16 protein-coding genes are annotated in these 23,365 nt (G+C 69.4%); 10 read left to right on the plus strand and 6 right to left on the minus strand.

Going from position 1 to position 23,365, the window contains the following annotated elements:
• The first annotated feature begins 66 nt into the window (after positions 1-66).
• The 4 genes from ABH929_RS04640 to ABH929_RS04655 are packed head-to-tail and all read left to right on the plus strand — an operon-like array spanning position 67 to position 4,311.
• Entirely contained in the window at positions 67-1,476 is a 1,410-nt protein-coding gene (locus tag ABH929_RS04640) for a polysaccharide biosynthesis tyrosine autokinase (protein WP_263054986.1), read from the plus strand.
• Positions 1,473-2,066, plus strand: coding sequence for a hypothetical protein (locus ABH929_RS04645; protein WP_263054987.1), 594 nt, complete (start codon positions 1,473-1,475; stop codon positions 2,064-2,066). Before ABH929_RS04640 ends, ABH929_RS04645 begins: the two co-directional genes overlap by 4 nt.
• Positions 2,063-3,169 (plus strand): glycosyltransferase, encoded by a 1,107-nt coding sequence (locus tag ABH929_RS04650; protein ID WP_263054988.1) that lies wholly within the window; start codon positions 2,063-2,065, stop codon positions 3,167-3,169. The genes ABH929_RS04645 and ABH929_RS04650 overlap by 4 nt, the downstream gene beginning before the upstream one ends.
• Positions 3,166-4,311: a glycosyltransferase gene (locus tag ABH929_RS04655; RefSeq protein ID WP_263091499.1), complete on the plus strand. Its 1,146-nt coding sequence runs from the start codon at positions 3,166-3,168 to the stop codon at positions 4,309-4,311. The genes ABH929_RS04650 and ABH929_RS04655 overlap by 4 nt, the downstream gene beginning before the upstream one ends.
• A 61-nt stretch (positions 4,312-4,372) precedes the next feature.
• Here ABH929_RS04655 and ABH929_RS04660 read toward each other — a convergent pair whose 3' ends face one another.
• The 3 genes from ABH929_RS04660 to ABH929_RS04670 all read right to left on the minus strand — a co-directional run bounded on the left by ABH929_RS04660 (position 4,373) and on the right by ABH929_RS04670 (position 9,843).
• The gene (locus ABH929_RS04660; protein ID WP_404560312.1) at positions 4,373-5,890 is read right to left on the minus strand and encodes an oligosaccharide flippase family protein; all 1,518 of its coding nucleotides are present in this window, start codon (positions 5,888-5,890) and stop codon (positions 4,373-4,375) included.
• Positions 5,891-5,900: 10 nt separating this feature from the next.
• Complete coding sequence (locus ABH929_RS04665; RefSeq protein WP_404560313.1) at positions 5,901-6,353, minus strand: DUF3060 domain-containing protein; 453 nt, start codon at positions 6,351-6,353, stop codon at positions 5,901-5,903.
• A gap of 91 nt (positions 6,354-6,444) precedes the next feature.
• Positions 6,445-9,843 carry a hypothetical protein gene (locus ABH929_RS04670; protein ID WP_404560314.1) on the minus strand — a complete coding sequence of 1,133 codons (3,399 nt, stop codon included), beginning with the start codon at positions 9,841-9,843 and terminating at the stop codon, positions 6,445-6,447.
• Between the two features lie 1,039 nt (positions 9,844-10,882).
• Between ABH929_RS04670 and dnaK the strand changes: the two genes are divergently transcribed.
• From dnaK to ABH929_RS04690, 4 genes are all read left to right on the plus strand, one after another.
• Entirely contained in the window at positions 10,883-12,745 is a 1,863-nt protein-coding gene (dnaK, locus tag ABH929_RS04675) for a molecular chaperone DnaK (RefSeq protein WP_404560315.1), read from the plus strand.
• Positions 12,746-13,387 carry a nucleotide exchange factor GrpE gene (locus ABH929_RS04680; protein WP_404560316.1) on the plus strand — a complete coding sequence of 214 codons (642 nt, stop codon included), beginning with the start codon at positions 12,746-12,748 and terminating at the stop codon, positions 13,385-13,387. It begins immediately after the preceding gene.
• Between the two features lie 23 nt (positions 13,388-13,410).
• Positions 13,411-14,421, plus strand: a complete 1,011-nt coding sequence (locus tag ABH929_RS04685; RefSeq protein ID WP_404560317.1) for a DnaJ C-terminal domain-containing protein — start codon at positions 13,411-13,413, stop codon at positions 14,419-14,421.
• Between the two features lie 125 nt (positions 14,422-14,546).
• A complete protein-coding gene (locus ABH929_RS04690; RefSeq protein WP_263092185.1) occupies positions 14,547-14,957 on the plus strand; it encodes a heat shock protein transcriptional repressor HspR in 411 nt (136 codons plus the stop codon).
• Positions 14,958-15,032: 75 nt separating this feature from the next.
• Here ABH929_RS04690 and ABH929_RS04695 read toward each other — a convergent pair whose 3' ends face one another.
• Positions 15,033-17,639 carry a hypothetical protein gene (locus ABH929_RS04695; protein WP_404560318.1) on the minus strand — a complete coding sequence of 869 codons (2,607 nt, stop codon included), beginning with the start codon at positions 17,637-17,639 and terminating at the stop codon, positions 15,033-15,035.
• Positions 17,640-17,751: 112 nt separating this feature from the next.
• Here ABH929_RS04695 and ABH929_RS04700 point away from each other — a divergent pair, with 112 nt between their 5' ends.
• Positions 17,752-18,894, plus strand: coding sequence for a class I SAM-dependent methyltransferase (locus ABH929_RS04700; protein ID WP_404560319.1), 1,143 nt, complete (start codon positions 17,752-17,754; stop codon positions 18,892-18,894).
• Between the two features lie 88 nt (positions 18,895-18,982).
• On the opposite strand, the gene ABH929_RS04705 is transcribed toward ABH929_RS04700, so the two are convergent.
• On the minus strand, positions 18,983-19,813 hold the full coding sequence (locus tag ABH929_RS04705; protein WP_404560320.1) for an aldo/keto reductase: 831 nt from the start codon (positions 19,811-19,813) through the stop codon (positions 18,983-18,985).
• 73 nt (positions 19,814-19,886) lie between these two features.
• Entirely contained in the window at positions 19,887-20,306 is a 420-nt protein-coding gene (locus ABH929_RS04710; RefSeq protein WP_404560321.1) for a pilus assembly protein CpaE, read from the minus strand.
• Between the two features lie 237 nt (positions 20,307-20,543).
• Between ABH929_RS04710 and ABH929_RS04715 the strand changes: the two genes are divergently transcribed.
• Complete coding sequence (locus tag ABH929_RS04715; protein WP_404560322.1) at positions 20,544-23,285, plus strand: glycoside hydrolase family 2 protein; 2,742 nt, start codon at positions 20,544-20,546, stop codon at positions 23,283-23,285.
• Positions 23,286-23,365 lie beyond the last annotated feature (80 nt).

Here is a 23,365-nt window from a genome sequence, read left to right on the forward strand (position 1 = left end):
CTTTCAGCTGATATGCATTGCATGGTACGCTATATATTAGTTTGTCTCAACCGATCGGGAGTCCCCATGACGCTCACGCAGTTCCTCGCCGTCGTCCGCCGTCGGCGCTGGTGGATCGCCACGCTGACCGTGCTCGGCGTCGGCGGGGCGCTCGTGCTCTCGCTTCTGCAGACGCCCCTCTTCCGCGCCGAGGCCTCGCTCTTCGTGTCGGTGAGCGGGAGCGCCTCGGCGTCCGACCTCAGTCAGGGGAGCGCGTTCTCGGCGGCCCGCGTCGCCTCCTACGCGAAACTCGCGACGTCCCCTCGCGTCCTCGAAGCAGCCGCAGAGACCGCCGGGGTGCACGCGACGCTCGACGAGTTGCGCGCAGCCGTGCAGGCGTCGCCCTCCGGTGACACGGTGATCCTCACGATCGCCGCGACCCAGTCCGATCCGGAGCGGGCAGCAGCGCTCGCCGACGGGGTCGCCCGTGAGCTGACGAAGGTCATCGGCAGCATCGAACGGACCGACACGGACGGCACGGCCCTGGTCCAGGTCAGCGTCTACCAGGACGCGATCGTGCCCAGCGTCCCGGTATCGCCACGGATCCCGGTCAACCTCACCATCGGGCTCCTCGCCGGGCTCGGGCTCGGTATCGGCGTCGCGCTCCTCCGTGACACAGCCGACCGGAAGGTCCGGTCCGTCGACACGATCCGTTCGGTGACGGCCTCGTCGGTCCTCGCCGAGATCCCGTTCGACGACGAGGCGGCGGCGAAGCCGTTGGTGGACACGGGGAACGTCTACTCCGGCCGTGCCGAAGCCTTCCGACAGCTGCGCACGCACCTGACGTTCACCAACCTCGACGGCGGCACGCAGACGGTCGTCGTCACGAGTGCCGTCCCCGGTGAGGGCAAGTCCTCGACCGCGGTGAACCTCGCGCTGATGCTCGCCCAGAACGACCAGCGGGTGCTCCTGGTGGATGCGGACATGCGACGCCCGGCGACGAGCGTGTACCTCGACATCGAGAGCCGCGTCGGCCTCTCGACGGTGCTCACGCACCAGGTCGAGCTCGAGGACGCCGTGCAGACGGTGGGTGCACACGGCCTCCACGTCCTCGCTGCGGGACGAGTGCCCCCGAACCCGGCGGAGCTGCTCGGTTCGCGTCAGATGGAGATGCTCCTCGAGACGGTGCAGCAGCAGTACGACGCCGTCGTGATCGACGCTCCGCCGGTCCTGCCGGTCACCGACCCCACCGTCCTCGCCGCCCACGCGACCGGGGTGCTCTTCGTCACGTCGGTGGACGGTCGGGCGCTGCAAGGCGACGTCGCCCGCGCGCTCGAGACGCTCGAATCCGTCGGTGCGCGCGTCCTCGGCATCGTCGCCAACCGCGTGCGCCGGTTGCGGCGGCCCGCGGACTACTACGGCTACGCGCCCACTGCACCGACCAGCGAGAGCCCCCGTCGTGCACGACGCGAGCGGGCGAATGGTGGTTCGCGGTGACCGCGCGGCGCATCCTGTTCGTCTGCGAAGGGAACATCTGCCGATCGCCGTACGCGGCCGCCGCCTTCGCGGAACGCTGGGAGACGCTCGCCGGCGCCCGTCCGACGGTCGTCTCGAGTTCGGGTACCCGAGCGGTCGCGGGGGCAGCCGCGCACGAACTCCTCGGTGCGCACCTGAGGACCCCGAGCTCGCTCGACGGGCACATCGCTCGGCAGCTCACGGCGTCCATCGTGCGTGAGCAGGACCTCGTCCTGACGATGGAGCGGACGCAGCGTGGTGCCGTGCTCGACCTCGTGCCGTCGGCGCTCAGGCGGACGTTCACGCTGCTGGAGGTGCAGCGGCTCGCAGCGCCCGTCCTCGACGCCTGGAACGCCGACACGGTCCGCGCCGGGGACACGCTACACGAGCTCCTCGGCCGCCAGCGCGCATCCGGCTCCGGCTCGACGTCAGCGGACGACGACGTCACGGACCCCGTCCTCGGCGGCCCGACGGAGTTCGCCGTCATGGCGTCGTGCATCGACCGCGCCGTGGACGAGCTCGTCGCGTTGCTCGTCCGGTTCGACTCGTCGATGGCCGGAGCTGTTCGATGACCGGCCACGGCTTGCTCGTCCACGAGTGGATCGAGCGGATCGGCGGAGCGGAGCGGGTGCTCGACGAGTTCGCCGGGATGTACCCGGACGCCGATGTGCTCGCACTGTGGAACGACGACCCCGGTCGGTACGGCGACCGGGTGCACGAGAGCCTGCTCGCCGCCACGGCTCTGCGCCGTCACAAAGCGGCCGCCCTCCCGATCATGCCCGCAGTGTGGTCCCGGGCGGCGAGATCCCTCGGTGAGCACGACTGGGCCCTGGTCAGTTCGCACCTCTTCGCACACCATGTCGTCGTCCCCGGCGTCGCTCCGGAGCGACAGTTCACCTACGTGCACACCCCGGCTCGCTACCTGTGGACGCCGGAGCTCGACCACCGCGGGCGGTCGCTCCCGGTGCGTGTGGCGGCTCCGCCGTTGCGACGGCTCGATCGTCGGCGCGCGCAGCGACTCCGCAACGTCGCCGTGAACAGCGCCTTCGTGCAGGAGCGGGTGCGACGGACCTGGGGAGTGGAGTCGACCGTGATCCACCCGCCGGTCGACGTCACCCGGGTCCGCCGAGCGGTCTCGTCGCCTGAGTTGCTCAGCGGCAGTGAGCGATCGGTGCTCGATGGTCTGCCGGACGGTTTCGTGCTCGGTGCGTCCCGGTTCGTTCCCTACAAGGAGCTCGAGACCGTCATCGCGGCCGGTGCTGCTGCCGGCCGCCCTGTCGTGCTCGCCGGATGCGGGCCCGACGAGCCACGCCTCCGAGCGGTGGCCGATCTGGCCTCCGTCGACGTCACCTTCGTGATCGCCCCCTCGGACGCGATGCTCGCACACCTGCTGGAACGCGCCGCCGTGTTCGCCTTCCCCGGCGTCGAGGACTTCGGCATCGTCCCCGTCGAGGCGATGGCGCTCGGGACGCCTGTGATCGCTTCGGTCCACGGCGGCGCTCGGGACACGGTCGGCGCGCTGACCGGTGTCCACCTGTCGAGCACCGACCGCGATGAGCTCAGGGAAGCGGTCGACCGAGCGGTCCTGCTCGATCCCGAAGACTGCCGATCCGCGGCAGACGGTTTCGCATCGGAACGCTTCCGGCGCGAAGTGCGTTCGTGGATGCACTCGTGACCGGGCTCCCCGTCGTCGCGTTCATCACGCACTCCGCGCAGCTGTCGGGTGCGGAGCTCTTCGTCCTGCGTGTCACGGCTGCTGCGGAACGAATCCGGCCGCTGGTGGTCCTCGGGGAGCGCGGACCACTCGAGGGCGCTCTCGCCGCGAAGGGGGTCGACGTCGCCGTCGTCCCCCTCGGCGCCTCGGTCCGGGCGCACACGGGACGGACCAGCTCCGGACCGGCTGCGCTCGTGCGGAAGGGCTCCGCCGTCCTCGGCGTCGCGACGCGGCTGGCCGCGCTCCTCCGTCGTCGACAGGTCTCCGTCGTGACGACGCACTCTGCGAAGGCACACCTGTACGGCGGTGTCGCCGGCCGTCTCGTCGGTCTGCCGGTCGTCGCGCACCTCCACGCCGTCCTCGGGTCCGGCGATGCCGGGCCGCGCAACACGGCACTCCTGCGAGGAGCACTCCGTGTGCTGTCGACCAGCGCCGTCGCGAACTCACGGGTCACTGCGGACTCGGCACGGCTGGGCGGGCGCACGGTGCACGTGGTGGGCTGTCCGGTGACGATCCCCGACACGGTCCCGGCGCCGCCGGACGGTCCGGTCTTCACCGTCGTCGGCCGACTGTCGCCATCGAAGGGGCAGGACCTCGTCATCAAGGCCTTCGCGTCGATCGTGCAGGAGTACACGCTCCCCGGTGCGCGACTGCGGCTCGTCGGGAGCGCGCTCTTCGACCGTGACGATGCTCACGAGGCTCGGCTCCGGGAGCTCGTCCACGAGCTCGAGATCGCCGAACGGGTCGACTTCGTCGGCCAGGTGGACGACGTCGCCGCGGAGTTCGCGCGATGCGACGTCGCCGTCCACGCGAGCGTCGTCGAGGAAGGGTTCGGGCAGGTCGTCGTCGAGGCGATGGCCGCCGGGCGTCCGGTGATCGCGAGCTCGGCCGGTGGTCCCGCCGAGATCGTCACGGACGAGGTCGACGGGCTCCTCGTGCGACCGGGCAGCATCGACGCGCTCATCGCGGCCATGCGTCGGACGGTGCTCGACCCGGCCTTCCGACACTCGCTGGGAGACGCCGGGCGCCGTCGTGCGGCCGGATTCACACTCGACGGCATCGTGCACCGTCTCGAATCGATCCTGCTCGACGCGCGGAGGTGAACAGCTGCCACGGACACGCACGAAGACCTCCGATCGACGAGTCGATCGGAGGTCTTCGTGTTCACGCTGCCGACGTCGCCGGTACGTCGTTCGGTGCGGGACCCGGACGTCGGCGCACCGCACCGAGCACCTGACGACCGACGCGTCGAGTGCCGGGGAGTGCCAGGAACACGGCGATCCAGACGATGACTGCAACGCCGCCGCCGAGGAACAGCAGCAGGATGAGCGGGCCCTCGACGAAGGCGGTGACCGCGATCGCGGACATCGCGCAGACCACCGTCCCGATCGCCGGCTCGACGAGCGGCACGACGAGGTCTCGGAGCGTGAGAGCCGCCCTCGAACCGATCACGAGGAAGCCCGGGACGACGAGTGCGACGGTCGCAGCTGATGCGCCGAGAGCCACTCCGGTGACGCCCCAGAGGCTGCCCACGAAGAACCCCACGAGCGTGAGCGGACGAGATACGGCACACTCCCAGACCGTCTGGCGTCCGGCGAGTCCCGCCGCCAGGGCGACGAACGTCGTCACGCCGCTCACGACGGACGCCAGCCCCATCGGGACCATCGCGGTGAACACCGGGACGGTGGGCAGCCACTCGGCGCCGAACACCGTCGACACCAGGGGCCGCGCGAGCACGGCGAGGACCGCCAGGAGCGGCCAGAGGACCGCGCAGGACAACGCCAGCACGGTCCGGAACGCCCGCCCGAACGCGGGCGTCCCGACGAGTCTGCCGAGCGCCGGCACGGCGACCCGCCGGAGCGGTCCGTTGACCTGCTCCGTGGGCAGCGTGACGAGCTGCGCCGCCTGAACGTAGAAGCCAGCCGCGGCGGTTCCGAAGAGTGCGGCGACGATGAGCCGGTCGAAGCTCCGGACGACCCACTCCAGACCTTGCGAGACGGTGGCGTTCGCGGCGAAGCCGAGCTCAGCACGGAGCGACCGGAGCGGAGCAGGTCGTCCAGGGCGCCACGGCGTGACGCTGACGATCACGACGACGAGGACGAGGGCGTACGTCCCTGCCTGCAGGAGCAACGCGCCGGATCCAGCGCCGATGGCCGCGGCAGTCACCGAGACGACGCAGGACACCACCGCGGCTCCGACCTCGCCGGCACCGATCGGTCGGAACGCCAGGTTGCGCCCGAGCAGTGCCGTGGGCACGGCGCCGATCCCCGCGGCGACGAACACGAGCGCGAGCAGGGGGAACGTGAAGGGACCAGCGGGGAGCTGCGCAGGCGGGACGATGGCGCCGACCACGAGCAGGACAGCGCCGACCGCAGCGCCGATGCCGACGCTCAACCAGTGGAGCGCCGCGGTCGAGGCTGCTGACAGGTCGGGGAGGCGGCCGATGAGCCAGGTGATGCCGCCGGACCGGACGAGCTCCGCGGCCGTGACTGCGACGAGCGCCGTCGCGGCTGCGCCGTACTGTGCCGGTCCGACGACGCGGGCGACCACCACCATCGTCGCGAGTTGGAGCGCGAACCGGAGCCAGGTGGTCGATGCGGAGACGAGGGCTCCACGGGCCGCGGCCGACCCGAGCACCGTCGAGGTGCCCCAGTCGGCCGCGGTGGTGCGTCGGGTGCGCATGTTCGTCGGGTCAGCGACCGACGGTGTTGCTCTTGCCGGAGTCCTTGACCTTCGGCTTCGAGTCCGTCGAGACGCGGTTGCCGTCGCCGGTGATCGTGACGGTGGAGACCGACTTCACGTCGATGCCGTTGATGGCGCCCTTCACCGTGAGGCTCTTCACGGCGCCCAGGTGGATCACGGTGTTGCTCGACTCGACGATCACGGTGGCGCAGTCGCCGATGGTGACGGACTTGTTGTTCACGTCGGCGATCGTCGCCGTGCCGTCCGTGCAGGGTACGTCCGCCTTCTCGATCGGCGGCCCGGTGATCTCCGACGTCGGGTTCGGCGTCTTCTCGGCCTTCGCCGACGACGAGGCCGAGGCGGTCTTGGCCGGCTTGGTCTCCTCGCCAGCGGTGCAGCCCGCGAGGAGCACAGTGGAGAGTGCGGCGACGGAGAGGAGGCCGAGGGCGTTGCGGGTCTTCACGAAGAGTTCCTTCCGGTTGTGGTGTTCATTATCCTAGCATGTGAAATACAAAAGCGGGGCACCCGGAGGTGCCCCGCTCCTGTGGAGGACGTCAGTCGGTGATGTTCACGTCGACTGCGGTCAGGGAGTACTTCCCGCCCTGGCTCCGCTCGCTGGCCCAGAACTGGTAGTTGCCGGCGGGGAGGTCGAGGTCGGAGGTGATGCTCCAGCGGCCGTCCTCGACCGTGGTGTCGCCGAACGCCGCGTCGTTGGTGAAGTCGGTTCCGGTGAGGACGATCTTCGATCCGTTCGAGCCGGTGCCGGTGAACGTGAGCTCACCGGAGCCGTCGATCTGCTGACCGAACGTCGGCGAGGTGATCGTCGGAGCGGTCTGCTGGCCGTAGTCCAGGCTGACGACGATGCCCTTCGACGGGACTCCGCTGACCGTCTGGGTCACGGTGAAGCGCTGCTCGCCCCAGCCGACCTTCGACGGGTCGATCCCGACGTTGTAGGTGCCTCGGGTGTCGGTGATCGTCGTGCGGGCGATCTCCTTGTGGTCCGCGTCGACGACGATGATCTCCGCGCCGACCTCGCCGGTGCCGGAGATCCCTCCCCAGGCGTCGAGGGTCGGCCCGAAGAAGGCGACCGCCGTCGGAGCAGCCGGAGCTGCCTGCACGGTCTGGATGTTCAGACCCGTGAAGCTGATCTTGCCGCCCTTGGTGCGCTGGTTCGCCCAGAGCTGGTAGAAGCCGGTCGGCAGGGTGATCTGGTTGTTCGTGATCGTCCAGGTGTTGTTCGCGACGGTGGTCTCACCGATCCGCGCCGACTCGTCGTTGCTGAGGTCGACGCCGTTGATCTGCAGGCGCCCACCGGTGTTGCCGGTCCCCGTGAACGTCAGGTTCCGGTTCGCGACGACCGCGCTCTCGCCCGGGCTCGTGAACGTGGGCGTGTTGTAGCCGTAGTCCATGTCGACCCGGATGCCGTCCGAAGGAGCACCGTTCAGGGTCTGCGTGACCGTGAGGGTCTGTACGCCGTCGCCGACCTTGTTCGGGTCGATCGGCAGGTTGTACGAGCCGTCCGCGTTCACGATGACCATCTCGGCGATCGTGTCACCGGCCGCGTTCTTCGCGGTCAGCGTCGCGCCGACGGTGCCACGGCCGGTGATGCTGGCCCACTGCTCGATGTCCTCCGGGAAGAACTCCGTCGCGGTCGGTGCAGCCGGCTTGGCCTGCTCCATGGTGACGTTGAGGCCCTTGAAGACGATCTTGCCGCCCTTGGTGCGCTGGTTCGCCCAGAACTGGTACGGGCCGTTGGGCAGGGTGACCTCGGTGTTGCGGACCGTCCAGCGGCCGTCGGTGACGTCGGCGGAGCCGATGGAGGCTTCGTCGTCGTTGCGGAGGTCGACACCGTTGACCTGGATCTTGCCGCCGGCGTTGCCGGTGCCCTCGAGGGTGAAGTCACGGTTCGGCAGGGATCCGCCCTCGGTGGGGGAGGTGAACTGCGGGTTGTTCTGCCCGTAGTCCAGGGTGACGTCCATGCCGTCCGAGGTGGCGTCGTCCACGGTCTGGGTGACGACGAGCCGCTGCTCGCCGAAGCCGACCTTGTTCGGGTCGATCCGGACCTCGTAGCTACCGGTGCTGTTCGTGGTCGTCCGGGTGATCTCCTCGCCCGCAGCGTTCTTGACCACGATGGTCGCGTTCGCCGCGCCCTGACCGCGGACACCGGCCCATGCGGACACGTCCGTGTCGAAGAACCCGGTCGCGGTCGGTGCAGCCGGCTTGGCCTGCTCCATGGTGACGTTGAGGCCCTTGAAGACGATCTTGCCGCCCTTGGTGCGCTGGTTCGCCCAGAACTGGTACGGGCCGTTGGGCAGGGTGACCTCGGTGTTGCGGACCGTCCAGCGGCCGTCGGTGACGTCGGCGGAGCCGATGGAGGCTTCGTCGTCGTTGCGGAGGTCGACACCGTTGACCTGGATCTTGCCGCCGGCGTTGCCGGTGCCCTCGAGGGTGAAGTCACGGTTCGGCAGGGATCCGCCCTCGGTGGGGGAGGTGAACTGCGGGTTGTTCTGCCCGTAGTCCAGGGTGACGTCCATGCCGTCCGAGGTGGCGTCGTCCACGGTCTGGGTGACGACGAGCCGCTGCTCGCCGAAGCCGACCTTGTTCGGGTCGATCCGGACCTCGTAGCTACCGGTGCTGTTCGTGGTCGTCCGGGTGATCTCCTCGCCCGCAGCGTTCTTGACCACGATGGTCGCGTTCGCCGCGCCCTGACCGCGGACACCGGCCCATGCGGACACGTCCGTGTCGAAGAACCCCGTCGCCGACGGCGCAGCCGGGCGCGAGTCATCGACGGTCGTCTGCGTGGTGCTGGTCGCGTTGAAGGACCCTTCGACGGCGGTGCCGACGAGCTTGGTGTTCATCGACGAGGTGCCCTCCGCGGCGCCCGCCGGGGTCTCGACCTCGATGTTCCACCGCAGCAGCGACGCGTCCGGCAGCGTCCACGTGCTCGTGCTCGGCTTGAACGTGAAGGTGTAGGTCGTGCCGTCCATTGACAGGTCGCCGTCGGTGAGGGTCGTGGAACGGTTCACCCAGTCCTCACCCGGCTTCCGGTAGCTGCCCTGAATGGTGTCCTGACCCTCGGCGAACGTGGTGCCCTCGGGAGCGGTGAAGGTGACCTTCGCGTCCGGTCGGGACACGCTGCCCTGGGTCGTGAACTGCGCCTCGACCTTCGTCGACGTGCCGCGCTCGAGCGTGACGGCGGTGCCGTCCTTGCCGATGACCGCGGCGGTGTTGATGGTGACCTCGAGGTCCTTCGAGTTGACGACCTCGTCGCCGATCTTCTGCTCGACCTTGAGGTTGTTGACGCCCTCGGTGAGGTCGGTGACCACGAGCTCCCAGTCGCCGCTCTCGGTGACCTCGGTGCTCTGGTCCCCGACGACGATCGTCGCGCCCGGAGTGGCCTTCCCGACCAGCGTCGCCGACCCCGCATTGTGATCGACCGACTCGACCTCCGCACTCAGCTCAGGCTGCGCGACCTCGAGGTTCGTGGTCGTCTTGCCCGCCGCGCGGAAGTCGCCCTTGTTGCTGTCACCAGCGAACACGAACCCCATCTGGCCTGCGCCGGCGGGCGCGTCGGAGTCAGCGGTCACGTTGAGCATGTACCGGTACTGCTCGGGCGCGCCGTGGTTCTCGACCCAGTTCACGTCGAAGGTGATCGTCTTGTGGTCGTTCGACAGGCGACCGTTGGTCAGCGGGATGGAGCTGACCGGGTTCCACGACTCATTGCCGACCTGCCGCCACGAGGCGTCGATCCGGGTCTGGCCGTCGAAGGTGGTGCTCTCGGGCGCGGTGAGCGTCACGGTTCCGGTCGTGTTCGCGCGCGACTCGTTGTTCTGCACGATCATCGGGATCTTCGTGGATGCACCACGGGCCAGGTCGATCGGGCCCTGGTCAACACCCACGAGCGTGCCACCATCCACGATGTGGACCGTGACGGTTGCCTCACTGATTTCCACGGTGCCCCTGCGTTGAACAACAGTGAGTTCATTACCTCCGTCTTTCAAGCCTTCGACCTGCAGAGACCAGTGGCCGGTTTCCTCGACTACTGCGGTCTCTTGACCGATGGCAACGACCAAGCCTGGCACGCCCACTCCAGAGATGACGGCTGATCGTCCGATGTTGCTCACGCTGGTCACAGATGCCGAGAATGCCGAACTGAACTTCCCGATGGTCGGGATTGAATCTGCTCCACCGTACGCCTGGAAGATCATGTATTTTGCGGGCCCAGCCGTCCCGAACCAATTGTCCCACTCGACGTGCCGCAGTCCGGTTCCCTTGGGGTCAGACTTGCCTGAGTTCTCCGCCAGGTAGAAGTTCTGCCCATGGCTTTCGGGATTACAACTGGTGAGGGCAGAGACTTGGGAATCGCGGTTTGCTAGAAGGCACATACTCGGATTCGCGACCGGGCGAACTACGCCTTTCTCTCCGGGAGCTGGAAGAATCCAGTCTTGCGCTTTTGCCTCCGCCTCGTGAAGGGTGTCTGACACGTTTTGGCGGACATATCGTCCATCTGCCGAAGGGGCTGAGTATCGCCCGTTTCCGGACAAGCGAGTGACGGTCACCAACGGCCCCACCACAAACGAGCCGGAGTTGACCTCTAGGCCTGTCGTCGTAGTAGCAGTTGCTGAAGGCGCGCCAAACGACAATCCTGACACGATGGTGGCAGCGGCCAGCCCGGCCGCCCCGATGGACTTGAAGGCCGTCGCGGCCCTCTTCTTGTGAGACATGTGCATCTTTCAGGACAGGCCGCGCGACGGCGGCTGTGCGGGAGGGAAGCACACACGCGACGGCCGGACCGTCGCTGCATGTACATCCAGAATATCACGTGACATACCAATATATGGACAGCGATGCCGCCAAGGGCCGTTCTGTGAGTTGAGTGCGAACGACGCAAGTTTGTCCGCTCGCGGTTGACGCGCCTCCCGTCCGGAGTAGAGTTGAGTCCATCGGACGCAAGTCCAACGACTTCCGCACCAATCGAAGGAGCAACACCACATGGGACGTGCAGTAGGCATCGACCTCGGAACCACCAACTCGGTCGTCAGCGTGCTCGAGGGCGGTGAGCCCACCGTCATCGCGAACGCCGAGGGCCTCCGCACCACGCCGTCGATCGTCGCCTTCACGAAGGACGGCGAGGTGCTCGTCGGCGAGACCGCCAAGCGCCAGGCCGTGACCAACGTCGACCGCACCATCGCGTCGGTCAAGCGCCACATCGGCACTGACTGGACCGTCGAGATCGACGGCAAGCAGTACACGCCACAGGAGATCTCGGCCCGTACCCTCGGCAAGCTCAAGCGCGACGCCGAGCAGTACCTCGGCGAGGACGTCACCGACGCGGTCATCACCGTGCCGGCGTACTTCAACGACGCCGAGCGACAGGCCACCAAGGACGCCGGTGAGATCGCCGGCCTCAACGTCCTGCGCATCATCAACGAGCCGACCGCTGCCGCGCTGGCCTACGGCCTCGACAAGGGCAAGGAAGACGAGCTCATCCTGGTCTTCGACCTCGGTGGCGGCACGTTCGACGTCTCCCTGCTCGAGGTGGGCAAGGACGACGACTTCTCCACGATCCAGGTCCGCGCGACCTCCGGCGACAACCGCCTCGGCGGCGACGACTGGGACCAGCGCATCGTCGACTTCCTGATCAAGAAGTTCAAGGACGAGCACGGCGTCGACCTGTCCACGGACAAGATCGCCAAGCAGCGTCTGAAGGAAGCCGCCGAGCAGGCGAAGAAGGAACTCTCGTCGCAGATGTCGGCGAACATCCAGCTCCCGTACCTGACGCTCACGGCTGAGGGTCCGCTCAACCTCGACGAGACCATCTCGCGCGCGCAGTTCGAGCAGATGACCTCCGACCTGCTCGACCGCACCAAGAAGCCGTTCAACGACGTCATCAAGGAAGCCGGTGTCTCGGTCAACGAGATCGCGCACGTGGTGCTCGTCGGTGGCTCGACCCGCATGCCCGCCGTTGCCGAGGTCGTCAAGTCGCTGACCGGTGGCAAGTCGCCGAACCAGGGCGTCAACCCGGACGAGGTCGTCGCCGTCGGCGCCGCACTGCAGGCGGGTGTGCTGAAGGGCGAGCGCAAGGACGTCCTGCTCATCGACGTCACGCCGCTGTCGCTCGGCATCGAGACCAAGGGCGGCCTGATGACGAAGCTCATCGACCGCAACACGGCGATCCCGACCAAGCGGAGCGAGACCTTCACGACCGCTGACGACAACCAGCCGTCGGTCGCGATCCAGGTCTTCCAGGGCGAGCGCGAGTTCACCCGCGACAACAAGCCGCTCGGCACGTTCGAGCTCACCGGCATCGCGCCGGCTCCCCGTGGCGTTCCCCAGGTCGAGGTCACGTTCGACATCGACGCCAACGGCATCGTGCACGTGTCCGCGAAGGACAAGGGCACCGGCAAGGAGCAGTCGATGGTCATCTCCGGCGGCTCGTCGCTGCCGAAGGAGGACATCGAGCGCATGGTCCGCGAGGCCGAGGAGCACGCCGCCGAGGACAAGGCCCGTCGCGAGGCCAACGAGCGTCGCAACCAGGCCGAGCAGCTCGTGTACTCGATCGAGAAGCTCATCAAGGAGAACGACGACAAGCTCCCCGAGGACGTCAAGTCCGAGGTGCAGGCCGACGTCGACGCGCTGAAGTCCGCGCTCGCGGGTGAGGACGACGAGGCCGTGAAGACCGCGTTCGACAAGCTCAACGAGTCGCAGGGCAAGCTCGGCCAGGCGATCTACTCCCAGCAGGACGCTGGCGCCCCGGCTGGTGAGCAGCCCACCGCCGACCAGGCAGCGCAGGACGACGAGGACATCGTCGACGCCGAGGTCGTGGACGACGAGGACGACAAGGACAAGAAGTAGATGACGGACCCGAAGGACAACGTCCCCAACGAGGACGAGCCCCAGGTCGAAGGGGACGCCACCAACGCGGAGCAGCCGGAGGACCTCATCGAGGCCGAAGGCCCCGACGTCGAGGTCCCGACGGACGCGCCGGCAGGGGGTGCCACCGACCTCTCCCCCGAGGACGAGGCACTCCTCGCCGACGCCGCTCGCGGCATTGCCGAGGACAAGCTCAGCACCGAGGACCGCGATCTGGTCGCCGAGATGCGTGCGGACATGCTCCGTGCGCAGGCGGAGCTGGTGAACTTCCGGAAGCGCGTCGAGCGTGACCGTGAGGCCAACCGCGAGGTCGCCATCGCCGAGGTCGTGCGTGCGCTCCTCCCGGCGCTCGACGACCTCACCCGGGCCGAGGCCCACGGTGACCTCGCCGAGGGTCCGATGCAGGTCATCGGTCAGAAGATCCGCGGGGGCTTCGACAAGTTCAAGCTCGTGCAGATCGGCGAGAAGGGTGAAGCCTTCGACCCGAACATCCACGAGGCGATCGTCCAGCTCCCGACCCCGGGTGCCACCGGCCAGACCGTGGCGGACGTCGTCGAGCCGGGCTACAAGCTCGGCGAGCGCGTCCTGCGTGCGGCCAAGGTCGCGGTGGCGGTCCCAGCCTGAGCCGGAACGGAAGGTAGGTACCAGTGGCCAGTCAGGACTGGTTCGACAAGGACTTCTACAAGGTCCTCGGAGTGTCGAAGGACGCGTCGGAGGCCGAGCTGAAGAAGACCTACCGGAAGCTCGCGCGGCAGTACCACCCGGACTCCAACCCGGGTGACGCCGCGGCGGAGAACCGCTTCAAGGAGATCAGCGAGGCCTACTCGGTGCTCTCCGACAAGGAGCAGCGCCAGGAGTACGACCAGGTCCGCGCCATGGGCTCCGGCGCCCGCTTCACGGCGGGCGGCGGTGGCCAGGGCGGCGGCTTCGAGGACGTCTTCGGCGGGATGTTCGGGCAGCAGCAGGGCGGGAGCGGGCAGCGCGTCCGCTTCGGCCAGGGCGGCCCGGGCGGTGCCGGCGGCTTCGAGGACATCCTCGGCGGGATGTTCGGCGGCGGTGGTGGCTTCGGCCAGACCTCCGGCGGGTACCGCGGCTTCGGTGGGCCGACGAAGGGTCGCGACGTCACTGCGTCGACGACGCTCGACTTCACCACCGCGATCGCCGGCGACACCGTCAAGCTGTCGCAGGGCAACGGTCGCCCGGTGAACGTCCGCATACCCGCCGGGGTTGCGGACGGCCAGAAGATCCGGCTGCGCGGCCGAGGCGAACCCTCGCCGGATGGTGGCGAGGCCGGTGACCTGGTGGTCGCCGTCACGGTCCGCAAGCACCCGGTCTTCGAGCGCGACGGGCTCAACCTCCGCGTGGACATCCCGGTGACGTTCCCGGAGGCAGCGCTCGGCGCCACCATCCAGGTGCCGACACTCGGCGGTGAGCCCGTCAAGCTCAAGGTCGCTCCCGGCACGCCCTCGGGTCGCGTCCTGCGCGTCAAGGGCCGCGGTGTCGCGACGAAGAACGGAACGGGTGACCTGCTCGCGACCGTCCAGGTCGCGGTGCCGTCGCACCTGTCGGACAAGCAGCGCGAGGCCGTCGAGGCGCTGGCGGAGGTCCTGCCCGACGAGAACCCGCGCGAGGACCTCCTCGCCAAGGCGCGCGACTAGCGTCACGCGACCAGAGCAGTAGACCCGCCCTGGAGGAACGGTGCGGCTCCGTCAGGAAGCCGCACCGTTCCTCCAGACTGGTTCCAGGACCACGCGAACGACGGAAGGAACACGCCATGACCGACATGGACGAGAACTCGCCCGTCTTCGCGATCGCGATGGCTGCGGAGCTCGCCGAGATGCACCCGCAGACCCTGCGGCAGTACGACCGGCTCGGCCTGGTCGTGCCGGGCCGCACCCGGGGTGGGTCCCGTCGGTACTCGATGCGCGACGTCGCGCAGCTGCGTGAGGTCGCGCGGCTCGGCTCCGAGGGCGTCTCGCTCGAGGGCATCCGGCGCGTGCTCGACCTCGAGAACGAGAACCAGGAACTGCGCCAGCGGGTGAGCGAACTCGAGACCGCGCTGGCCGACCAGCTGATCAACCGACCGGGCGCCCGGGTGTTCGCGGCCACGGCGTCCGGTGCCGCCATCTCGTTGAAGGCCGGCTCGCGGCCGCAGCGGAACACGCAGATCGTGCTGTACCGCGGGCCGCGCTGACCGACCCACACACGCCATGAGCCCCCGGGACCTCGGTCCCGGGGGCTCATCCGTTCGTCAGCGACGATGTCAGTGTCAGCGGTTCGATTCGATCTGGACGTTGAGGCCCGTGTTCGCGATCTTGCCGCCCTTGGTGCGCTGGTGTGCCCAGAACTGGTACGGGCCGTCCGGCAGCTCCAGCTTGTTCGTGATCGTCCAGGCACCGTCCCGCACCTCTGCGGAGCCGATCGTCGGGACCGCGTCCGCGCCGACTCCCATGAGGACGATGTGTCCGCCCAGGTCGCCGGTCCCGGTGAAGACGAGGTCATCGGACGACGCGCGGCTCCCGTCAGCCGGACCGGTGAACGTCGGGGCGTTCGTGCCGTAGTCGAGCACGACCTCGATCGGGTCCGACTCCTTGCCGTCGAGCTCCTGGGTGACCGCGAGCCGCTGCTCGCCGAAGCCGACCTTCGCGGGGTCGATGCCGATGTTGTAGTAGCCGCGCTCGTCCTCGACGCGGGTGCGTCCGATCTCGGTGCCCGCACCATCCCGTGCCACGACATCGGCGCCCGGCGTGCTGGTGCCCGCGATGCCCGCCCACTGCGCGACGTCCTCGGGGAAGTAGCCCTCAGCGGACAGCGAGGCGGACTGCACGTGGACGTTCAGCCCGGCGAACGCCACCTTGCCGCCCCTCGTGCGCTGCGACGCCCAGAACTGGTAGTCGCCGGTCGGCAGGTCGAGCTCGTCGTTCTCGATCTGCCAGCGGCCGTCGACGACCGATGCAGTACCGATCAGCTGCGTCTGCGTGAAGTCGGTCCCGCTGAGCGACACCGTCCCACCCGTCGTCCCGGCGCCGTCGAAGCGGAGGTCGGTCCCGCCGATCGTCGAGCCCTCGGCGGGGTCGGTGAACGTCGGAGCGTTCTGCCCGTAGTCGAGTTCCGCCGACGTGCCGTCGGAGGTCGTGCCGTCAACGGTCTGCGTCACGATGAACTCCTGGACGCCGGTCCCGACCTTCGTCGGGTCGACGCCGACGTTGTAGGTACCGCTCGGGTCGGTCACGGTGGTGGAGCCGATCTCCGTGCCGTCCGTCGCCTTGACGACGACCTCTGCACCCACCTCCGCGACACCGGCGATCCCGGCCCACTGCGCGATGTCGACGGGGAAGTACCCCTCCGCCGACGGCGCAGCGACGCCGGCGTCATCCTGGGGGGTGAACGAGATGGCCTCCATCACCGAGGTGCGGCCGTCCGCTGTGGTCTGCGTGAAGGTGACCTCGTAGCCGTCCTTGCTCGACAGGTCAGCCTTCGCTTCCCACTCGGCGACGCCGGAGCGAGTCTGCTTCGCCTCGGTGCGGAAGAGCTCCTCGCCGTCCTGGTCCGTCGCGACGACGGCCGCACCGGCTTCTGCGGACCCCGTGAACGTGCGCTCGCCGGGCGTGTACGTGTTCTCCTCGGCGATGCCGTCGACCTGCAGCAGGCGAGGCAGTGCCACGCGCTCGGACGTGGCCGAGTAGCGCTGCCCGTCGAACCCGAGGTGGACGAGGTCGAGCTGCTTGCCGGTGAACTGCTTGCCGATGGTGAAGGACCAGCCGTTGTTGTCCGGCCCGATCGAAGCCACGACGCGATCGCCGTCGAGCACCTGCGTGCCCGCGACGTCCTGCCGTTCCCCGACGACCTGGATCGTGCCGTCCGGCAGGACGTTCGTCGCGCGGACCTCCGGCTCGGTGACCGCAGCGTCGACGGGGAGCGGCTCGAGCTCGACGGGGGTGGGAGCGGACTCGATGCCGTCCTCGGCGATGGCGACCAGGTCGACACGCTCGCCGAGGTGGTCCTGCGGGACGGTGCCGGTGACCCAGCCCTCCGCGATGCGGGTCTCGCCGATCGGCGTGCCAGCGGTGTCCCGGATCTCGACGCGGGCGGTCCGCTCGTCGACCGACCCCTGCACGGTGAAGTCGCCGTCGAGGCGGCGTTCCGCCGGCTCGGCCACCGGCGCGGCCGGGGCGTCGGTCGCTGCCGGCGAGAAGACGACGTCCTCGATGACGCTCGTGCGGCCGTCCGGGAGCGTCTGCGTGAAGGTGACCTTGTGGTCGGACGAGCCGTCGAGGTCGGCCTCGGCGGACCAGGAGCCAGCGGCGGTGCGCGCGGACGACGTTTCGGCGCGGAACAGCTCCGTCCCGTCCTCGTCGGCAGCGACGATCGTCGCGCCGGCGCTGGCGGTCCCGGCGAACCGCTGGGTGCCGGGGGTGAAGACGTTCTGGTCGCGGAGTCCGTCGACCTGCAGCGTGCGTGGCAGGGCCGTCCGCTCCGTCCGCGTCTTCGTGCCGTCCGCCGCGGTGTGTACGCGGACGAGGTCGAGAGCGTCGTCGCGGTACTTGTCGATCGCGAAGATCAAGAACGCTCCCTGGCCGGCCTGCCAGTTCCCGACGATCGTGTCGCCGGCGAGCAGCAGGACCTGGTCGCCCCCGGCGGAACCGAGGACGGCCCGTGCGCCGGTCGTGGTGTCGGTGATGCTCAGCACGCGCGGGGCGTCGAGCGCAGGGTCGAAGGGGATCGCGTCGACCGGCTGGTCCTGCGCGACCGACGATGCCGTCGAGGGAGTGGGCGCGGCCGCAGTGGCCACGGCAGGCGTCAGGAGGCCGAAGCCGAGGGACGCGGTGACGATGCTGCAGACGACTGCAGTGCTCCGGAACGGAGACGGTGCCATGGGGGCTCCTTCTGTGGGGGAACACCACAATATTGATATTCCGTATGCGCGACATGTGAACATGCCGCATGCGATGTGGCTCGAGTTGAAGGGCCACGGATACGCTGGCGCGGTGCCACCGGACTTCGCCGACTTCTTCCGCCGCCGCGACGACGCCGCGGCCGACCTGATCGCGATCGACGGCACGGACCGTTTCATCCTCGACGAGGCCCCGCACGCGCACGGCGACGCGCTCCGGCAACCGGGGGAGGTCGCGGTCGTCGACGACCGGTTCGGGGTGCTGACGCTCGGCGCGATCACCGTCCACGGGGCATCCGACGTCCGGGTCGTGCAGGACTCCCTCATCGGCGTCCGCGCGCTCGAGGCCAACGCCGGGACCTTCGGCCGGCGCGGCTTCCACCACCCCGAGACGCTCGAGCAGGCGTTCCGCGACGTGCGGCTCGTGCTCCTGCGACTCTCGAAGTCGAACGACCGGCTCGACGAGGTCGCGCGGGCGGTCGCCCGCTGGGCCGCCCCCGACGTCGTCCTGCTGTGCGGCGGCGTGACGAAGCACATGCACCTGTCGCAGAACGACGTCCTCCGCCGGTACTTCGGCGATGTCACTGCGTCTCGGGGTCGCGGCAAGTCCCGGTTGCTGATCGCGCAGGACCCGCTCCGCGCCTCGGCCACACGAGCGGATGCGACGAACCCCTGGCCGCGCTCGGTGCACGTCGACGACCTCGGCATGACCCTCGTTGCACACGGCGGGGTGTTCGCCGGGAATTCACTCGACCAGGGCACGCGAGTGCTGCTCGACGCGATGGACGCCGCCGTCCCCAGTGCGCGGGTGGCGGTCGATCTCGGGTGCGGCAACGGCGTCATCGCCAGTGCCATCGCTCGGCGTCGTCCATCGCTCAAGGTGGTCGCGACCGACGTCTCCGCGATCGCAGTCGCCTCGACGCGGGCAACTGCAGCGGCCAACGGTGTGGCCGACCGGGTCCATGTCGTCCGGACCGACGCGGGCGACGAGCTCGGCGATGCTTCCGCGCAGCTCGTCCTGTGCAACCCACCGTTCCACGCGGACACCACCGTGACCACCGACGCGGCCGGGGCGATGTTCCGGAACGCGGCCACGATCCTCCAGTCCGGCGGTGAACTGTGGTGCGTCTGGAACTCGCACCTGCGCTACCGGCCGGTCCTCGAACGGCTGGTCGGGCCCACCCGACAGGTGGTGCGGACCCCGAAGTTCACGGTGACCGCGTCGCGACGCGGCTGACGGTCCCCGAGGCGGCCGGAACGGCCAGGAGGCGCGGTGCCGTCCGGCACCGCGCCTCCTGGCCGTCAGGTGGTGACGACTCTCGGACCTACGCCGGGACGTAGTCGAACGTGTCCGGGTCCGGCCCCGTCCGGTGCCCCTTGTCGAGCGACGAGATGTCGGTCATGTCGCCGTCGGAGAGCTCGAAGTCGAAGATGTCGAAGTTCTCCTGCACGCGGGCCTTCGTCACCGACTTCGGGAAGACGATGTCACCGCGCTGGATGTGCCAGCGGAGGACGACCTGGGCCGGGGACTTGCCGACGGCGCCGGCGATGCGCGTGATGGTCTCGTCGTCGAGCACGAGGCCCTGGGCGATCGGGGACCAGGCCTCGGTCGCGATGCCGTGCTCGCGGCCGTACGCGCGGAGCTCGTCCTGCGTCAGGTACGGGTGCACCTCGATCTGGTTCACCGCCGGCGTGATCGTCGTCTCGGCGGCGAGGCGGTTGAGGTGGTGCGCCTGGAAGTTGCTCACACCGATGGAGCGGGCGGTGCCGCCGCGGTAGAGCTCCTCCATCGACTGCCACGTCGGGACGAAGTCGACGACGGTGGCGAGCGGCCAGTGGATGAGGAACAGGTCGGTGTAGCCGCCGAGCAGGTCGGCCGACTTCTTGCCGTTCTCGAGCGCTGCCTCCGGGTCGTGGAACCCGTTGTTGAGCTTCGAGGTGACGAAGATCTCCTCGCGCGGGATGCCGGAGGCTTCGATCGCCTCGCCGACCTCCTTCTCGTTGCCGTACATCTCGGCGGTGTCGATGTGGCGGTAGCCGACCTCCAGGGCGGTCAGTGTCGCTTCCTTGGTCTTCTCGGGCTCGATCTGGAAGACGCCGAAGCCGAGCTGCGGGATGGCCTTGCCGTCGTTCAGGGTGATGTTCGGAACGGTCATGGTGTCATGCAACCAAACGCCCCTCAGCGCGCATTCCGGGAACGTCCAGGATCGGCGACTCCGGGCATGCCGCTCAGGACAGCGCGGCGGCGATGTACGCCTGGAGTGCCTGGCCGTAGGCGATCGCAGGGGTCTCCGACGCAAAGCTCCGGTCGACGCCGCCGATCGTCGCGGTCACCGTGAACACCACTCGTCCGCCGGCCGCCACCCGCGTCAATCCGATGAACGACGGCCCGAGGAGTTCGCGGAGCTGGTCCTCGCGCGGGAGCCACAGCGACTCGGCGGCGTCGACCGAGTCGAGCGCCCACTCCGTCGTCCCGTTGAACCCGAGCACGGTGCCGGAGGGGGAGTCGTGGCGTTCGACGGTCATCTCCGACACCGTGTAGACGTCGTCGTCGACGCCGGGCTTGTCGATGACGAACCGGTCGCCGGTCGTGGGGTGCCAGCGGAGTCCGGCGTCACGCAGGGCCGCGGCGAGAGCAACTGTGATCACCTCCCCACCCTGCACGCGCGACACCGCGCTGTCACCACATAGGTTGCCGAAAGCATCCCGTACTAGCATCGCCGAGCACCCCCACGCGCGAGCGCCACCCGATCGCGCGCGCGACGTGACGACGCCCGGACAACCGGTGCCGCGCCTCCAGGTCGATCAACCGGCCACGGGGCGGGCCACCGGCCGGCGTCCCGACCGAGGCGACGGACACCCCGTCCGCCGAAGAGAAGGACCCGCATGACCCTCGAACGCGAGGAACTCCGCGACGGCTGGACCGTGACGATGGCCGGAGGAACCGGTGCGCCGGACGGCGTTGCGGGCCGCACCATGCCGGCGACGGTGCCGGGCCAGGTGCACACCGACCTGGAACGGGAGGGCCTGCTGCCGGACCCGACCTTCGACCAGAACGAGCAGGCCGCCAAGTGGGTCGGCCGCGCCGACTGGTCGTACCGCACCTCGGTCGACGTCGACCCCCGCGGCCACGAACGCGTGGACCTCGTGTGCGACGGCCTGGACACCGTCTCCGAGCTCAGCCTTGACGGTGTCGTCGTGGGCACGACGCGGAACATGCACCGGCGCTACCGCTTCGACGCGCGCGTGCAGTCGGGGTCCGGGGCGACGACGAAGGACCTCGAGATCCTGTTCGAGTCGCCGTACCGCGAGGCCGGCCGGGTCGCCGCGAAGGCCGGCAGCATGCCGGGCCCGTACGACGAGCCGTTCCCGTACATCCGCAAGATGGCCTCGAACTTCGGCTGGGACTGGGGCCTCACCGCCGTCACGAGCGGGCCCTGGCGACCGGTCGCCATCGAGCGGTGGTCCACCGCGCGGCTGCGCGAGGTCCGACCGCTCGTCGACGTCGAGGCCGGCGAGGGCGTGCTCGACGCGCACATCACGGTCGAGCGCTCGGGCCTGAACGACCTGGACCAGGACGGCGAGGACGACGACCTGGTGCTCGTCGTGACCGTCAGCGGTCTCAAGGAGGACGGCACGCCGACGCGGCAGCGGTCGCGGGCGCAGCTGACGCCGAAGGACGACGAGACCGTCGTCACGGTCCGCGTGCCCGAGGCCCTGCGTTGGTGGCCCCGCGGCTACGGCGCGCAGGCACAGTACGACGTGGTCGTCGAGCTGCAGACGGTGGACGGCGAGGTGCTCGACCGCGACACGTTCCGCACCGGCTTCCGGTCGACCCGGATCGACACACAGGTCGACGACATGGGTCGTCCCTTCGGCATCCACGTGAACGGGACACTGATCGACGTGCGGGGTGTGAACTGGATCCCCGACGACGTGATCGTCTCGCGGGTCGACCGCGCTCGCCTGCAGTCCCGTCTGGGCGCGGCGGCGTCGCTCGGCACGAACCTCGTGCGCGTGTGGGGCGGTGGCGTGTACGAGTCGCGTGACTTCTACGAGGTCTGCGACGAGCTCGGCCTGCTCGTCTGGCAGGACTTCCCGTTCGCGTGCTCCGCCTACCCCGAGGTCGAACCGATCCGCAGCGAGGTCATCGCCGAGGCCCGCGACAACGTCGCCCGGCTCGCCCGACACCCCTCGCTGGTGCTGTGGAACGGGAACAACGAGAACATCTGGCTGCACGACGTGGACGGCTGGGCGGAGTCCCTCGGCGATCGCGGCTGGGGCCTGGACTACTACCTCGACCTGCTGCCGACGATCGTCGACGCGGTCGACCCGTCGCGCTTCTACACGGTGGCGTCGCCGTGGTCGGGCTCCGAGTCGCTGCCCGCGAACGACGTCGACCACGAGACGCACCACTCGTGGGACGTCTGGAACCGCCTGCCCGACACCGCCTACCGCGGGTCCGTGCCGCGCTTCGTGTCCGAGTTCGGCTGGCAGGCGCCCCCGGCCTGGCGGACGCTGCGGGACGGCGTCGCCGACGAGGTGCTGTCGCAGGACGCACCCGGGGTGGTCCACCACCAGAAGGCGGCCGACGGGATGGGCAAGCTGGCCCGCGGCTTGGCGCCGCGGTTCGGCACGGGGCCCTTCTCGTTCGATGCGTGGCACTACCTGACGCAGCTGCAACAGGCGCGGGCCATCGCGACGGGCATCGAGCACTGGCGCACGCACTGGCCGCGGAACGCCGGCGTGGTCATGTGGCAGCTCAACGACCTGTGGCCGGTGTCGTCGTGGTCGGCGATCGACTCGGCTGGGCGGCTGAAGCCGCTCGCGCACGAGCTGCGCCGGCTGTACGACGACGTCCTGCTGACGATCCGTCCGGTGTCGCGGGTGGCGGTCGCGCCGTCCGCCGTGTCCGGACCGGCTGCGTCTCCGGCGCCGTCGCCCGCCTCTCCGGTCTCCGGGACGGTCGCGCCCGCCTCGCCGGTCGCGTCCGGTGCGGATCGGACGGGAGGCCCGGATCACCCGGGTGGATCGGCCGCCGTCGGCGAGACGGCTGATCCGGGAGACGTGGCGGACACCCTGTCCCTCGGCGTCTCGCCCGGCGCGTTCGGCTCCTCGCCCGTCGAGGTCGCCGTCCGGTCGGTTCGGGGCGGGCAGGACAGTGTCGTGCGGGTGCGCCGGGTGACCACGGCCGGCACGATCCTGGCCGAGGTGTCCCTGCCGGTGCGCCTGTCGTCCGCCGGCGTGGCGGTCGTCGCGCTGCCCGAGTCCGTGGGCGTGGTCGACGACCCGACGAACGAGCTCATCGTGGCGGACATGGACTGGCGACGAGCGGTCTGGACACCGGGCCCCGACGTCGACACGCGGTGGGAGCCGGCACGCTACCGAACGTCGTTCACGCCCGCCGACGGAGGGCTCGACCTGACCGTCGAGGCCGAGTCGCTCGTGCGGGACCTGCTCGTCCAGCCCGACCGGGTGAGCGCGACCGGTGCGGTGGACCGCGGGTTCATGACCCTCTTGCCCGGGGAACGGGTGACCTTCCGGATCACCGGAGTGACCGAGGCGGACATCCCGGCACTCCGTGCGGAACCCGTCCTGTGGAGCCTGGACCGCGTGCTCGGCCGTTGATATGCAGAACGACACAGTGATATATTCGGCGGTGCGCCGCTCGCTGTCCTGACCCGGACGACCCCGGCGTCCGGTCGACC

Source organism: Curtobacterium sp. AB7 (genome assembly GCF_044909335.1).
In the GTDB taxonomy this organism is placed as follows: domain Bacteria; phylum Actinomycetota; class Actinomycetes; order Actinomycetales; family Microbacteriaceae; genus Curtobacterium.

Bases quoted from the DNA above. Each gene is read 5' to 3' on its own strand.
- dnaK (WP_404560315.1), top strand. From the start codon at position 10,883: ATGGGACGTGCAGTAGGCATCGACCTCGGAACCACCAACTCGGTCGTC.
- ABH929_RS04690 (WP_263092185.1), top strand. From the start codon at position 14,547: ATGGACGAGAACTCGCCCGTCTTCGCGATCGCGATGGCTGCGGAGCTC.
- ABH929_RS04660 (WP_404560312.1), bottom strand. From the start codon at position 5,890: ATGCGCACCCGACGCACCACCGCGGCCGACTGGGGCACCTCGACGGTG.
- ABH929_RS04650 (WP_263054988.1), top strand. From the start codon at position 2,063: ATGACCGGCCACGGCTTGCTCGTCCACGAGTGGATCGAGCGGATCGGC.
- ABH929_RS04680 (WP_404560316.1), top strand. From the start codon at position 12,746: ATGACGGACCCGAAGGACAACGTCCCCAACGAGGACGAGCCCCAGGTC.
- ABH929_RS04640 (WP_263054986.1), top strand. From the start codon at position 67: ATGACGCTCACGCAGTTCCTCGCCGTCGTCCGCCGTCGGCGCTGGTGG.
- ABH929_RS04715 (WP_404560322.1), top strand. From the start codon at position 20,544: ATGACCCTCGAACGCGAGGAACTCCGCGACGGCTGGACCGTGACGATG.
- ABH929_RS04705 (WP_404560320.1), bottom strand. From the start codon at position 19,813: ATGACCGTTCCGAACATCACCCTGAACGACGGCAAGGCCATCCCGCAG.
- ABH929_RS04695 (WP_404560318.1), bottom strand. From the start codon at position 17,639: ATGGCACCGTCTCCGTTCCGGAGCACTGCAGTCGTCTGCAGCATCGTC.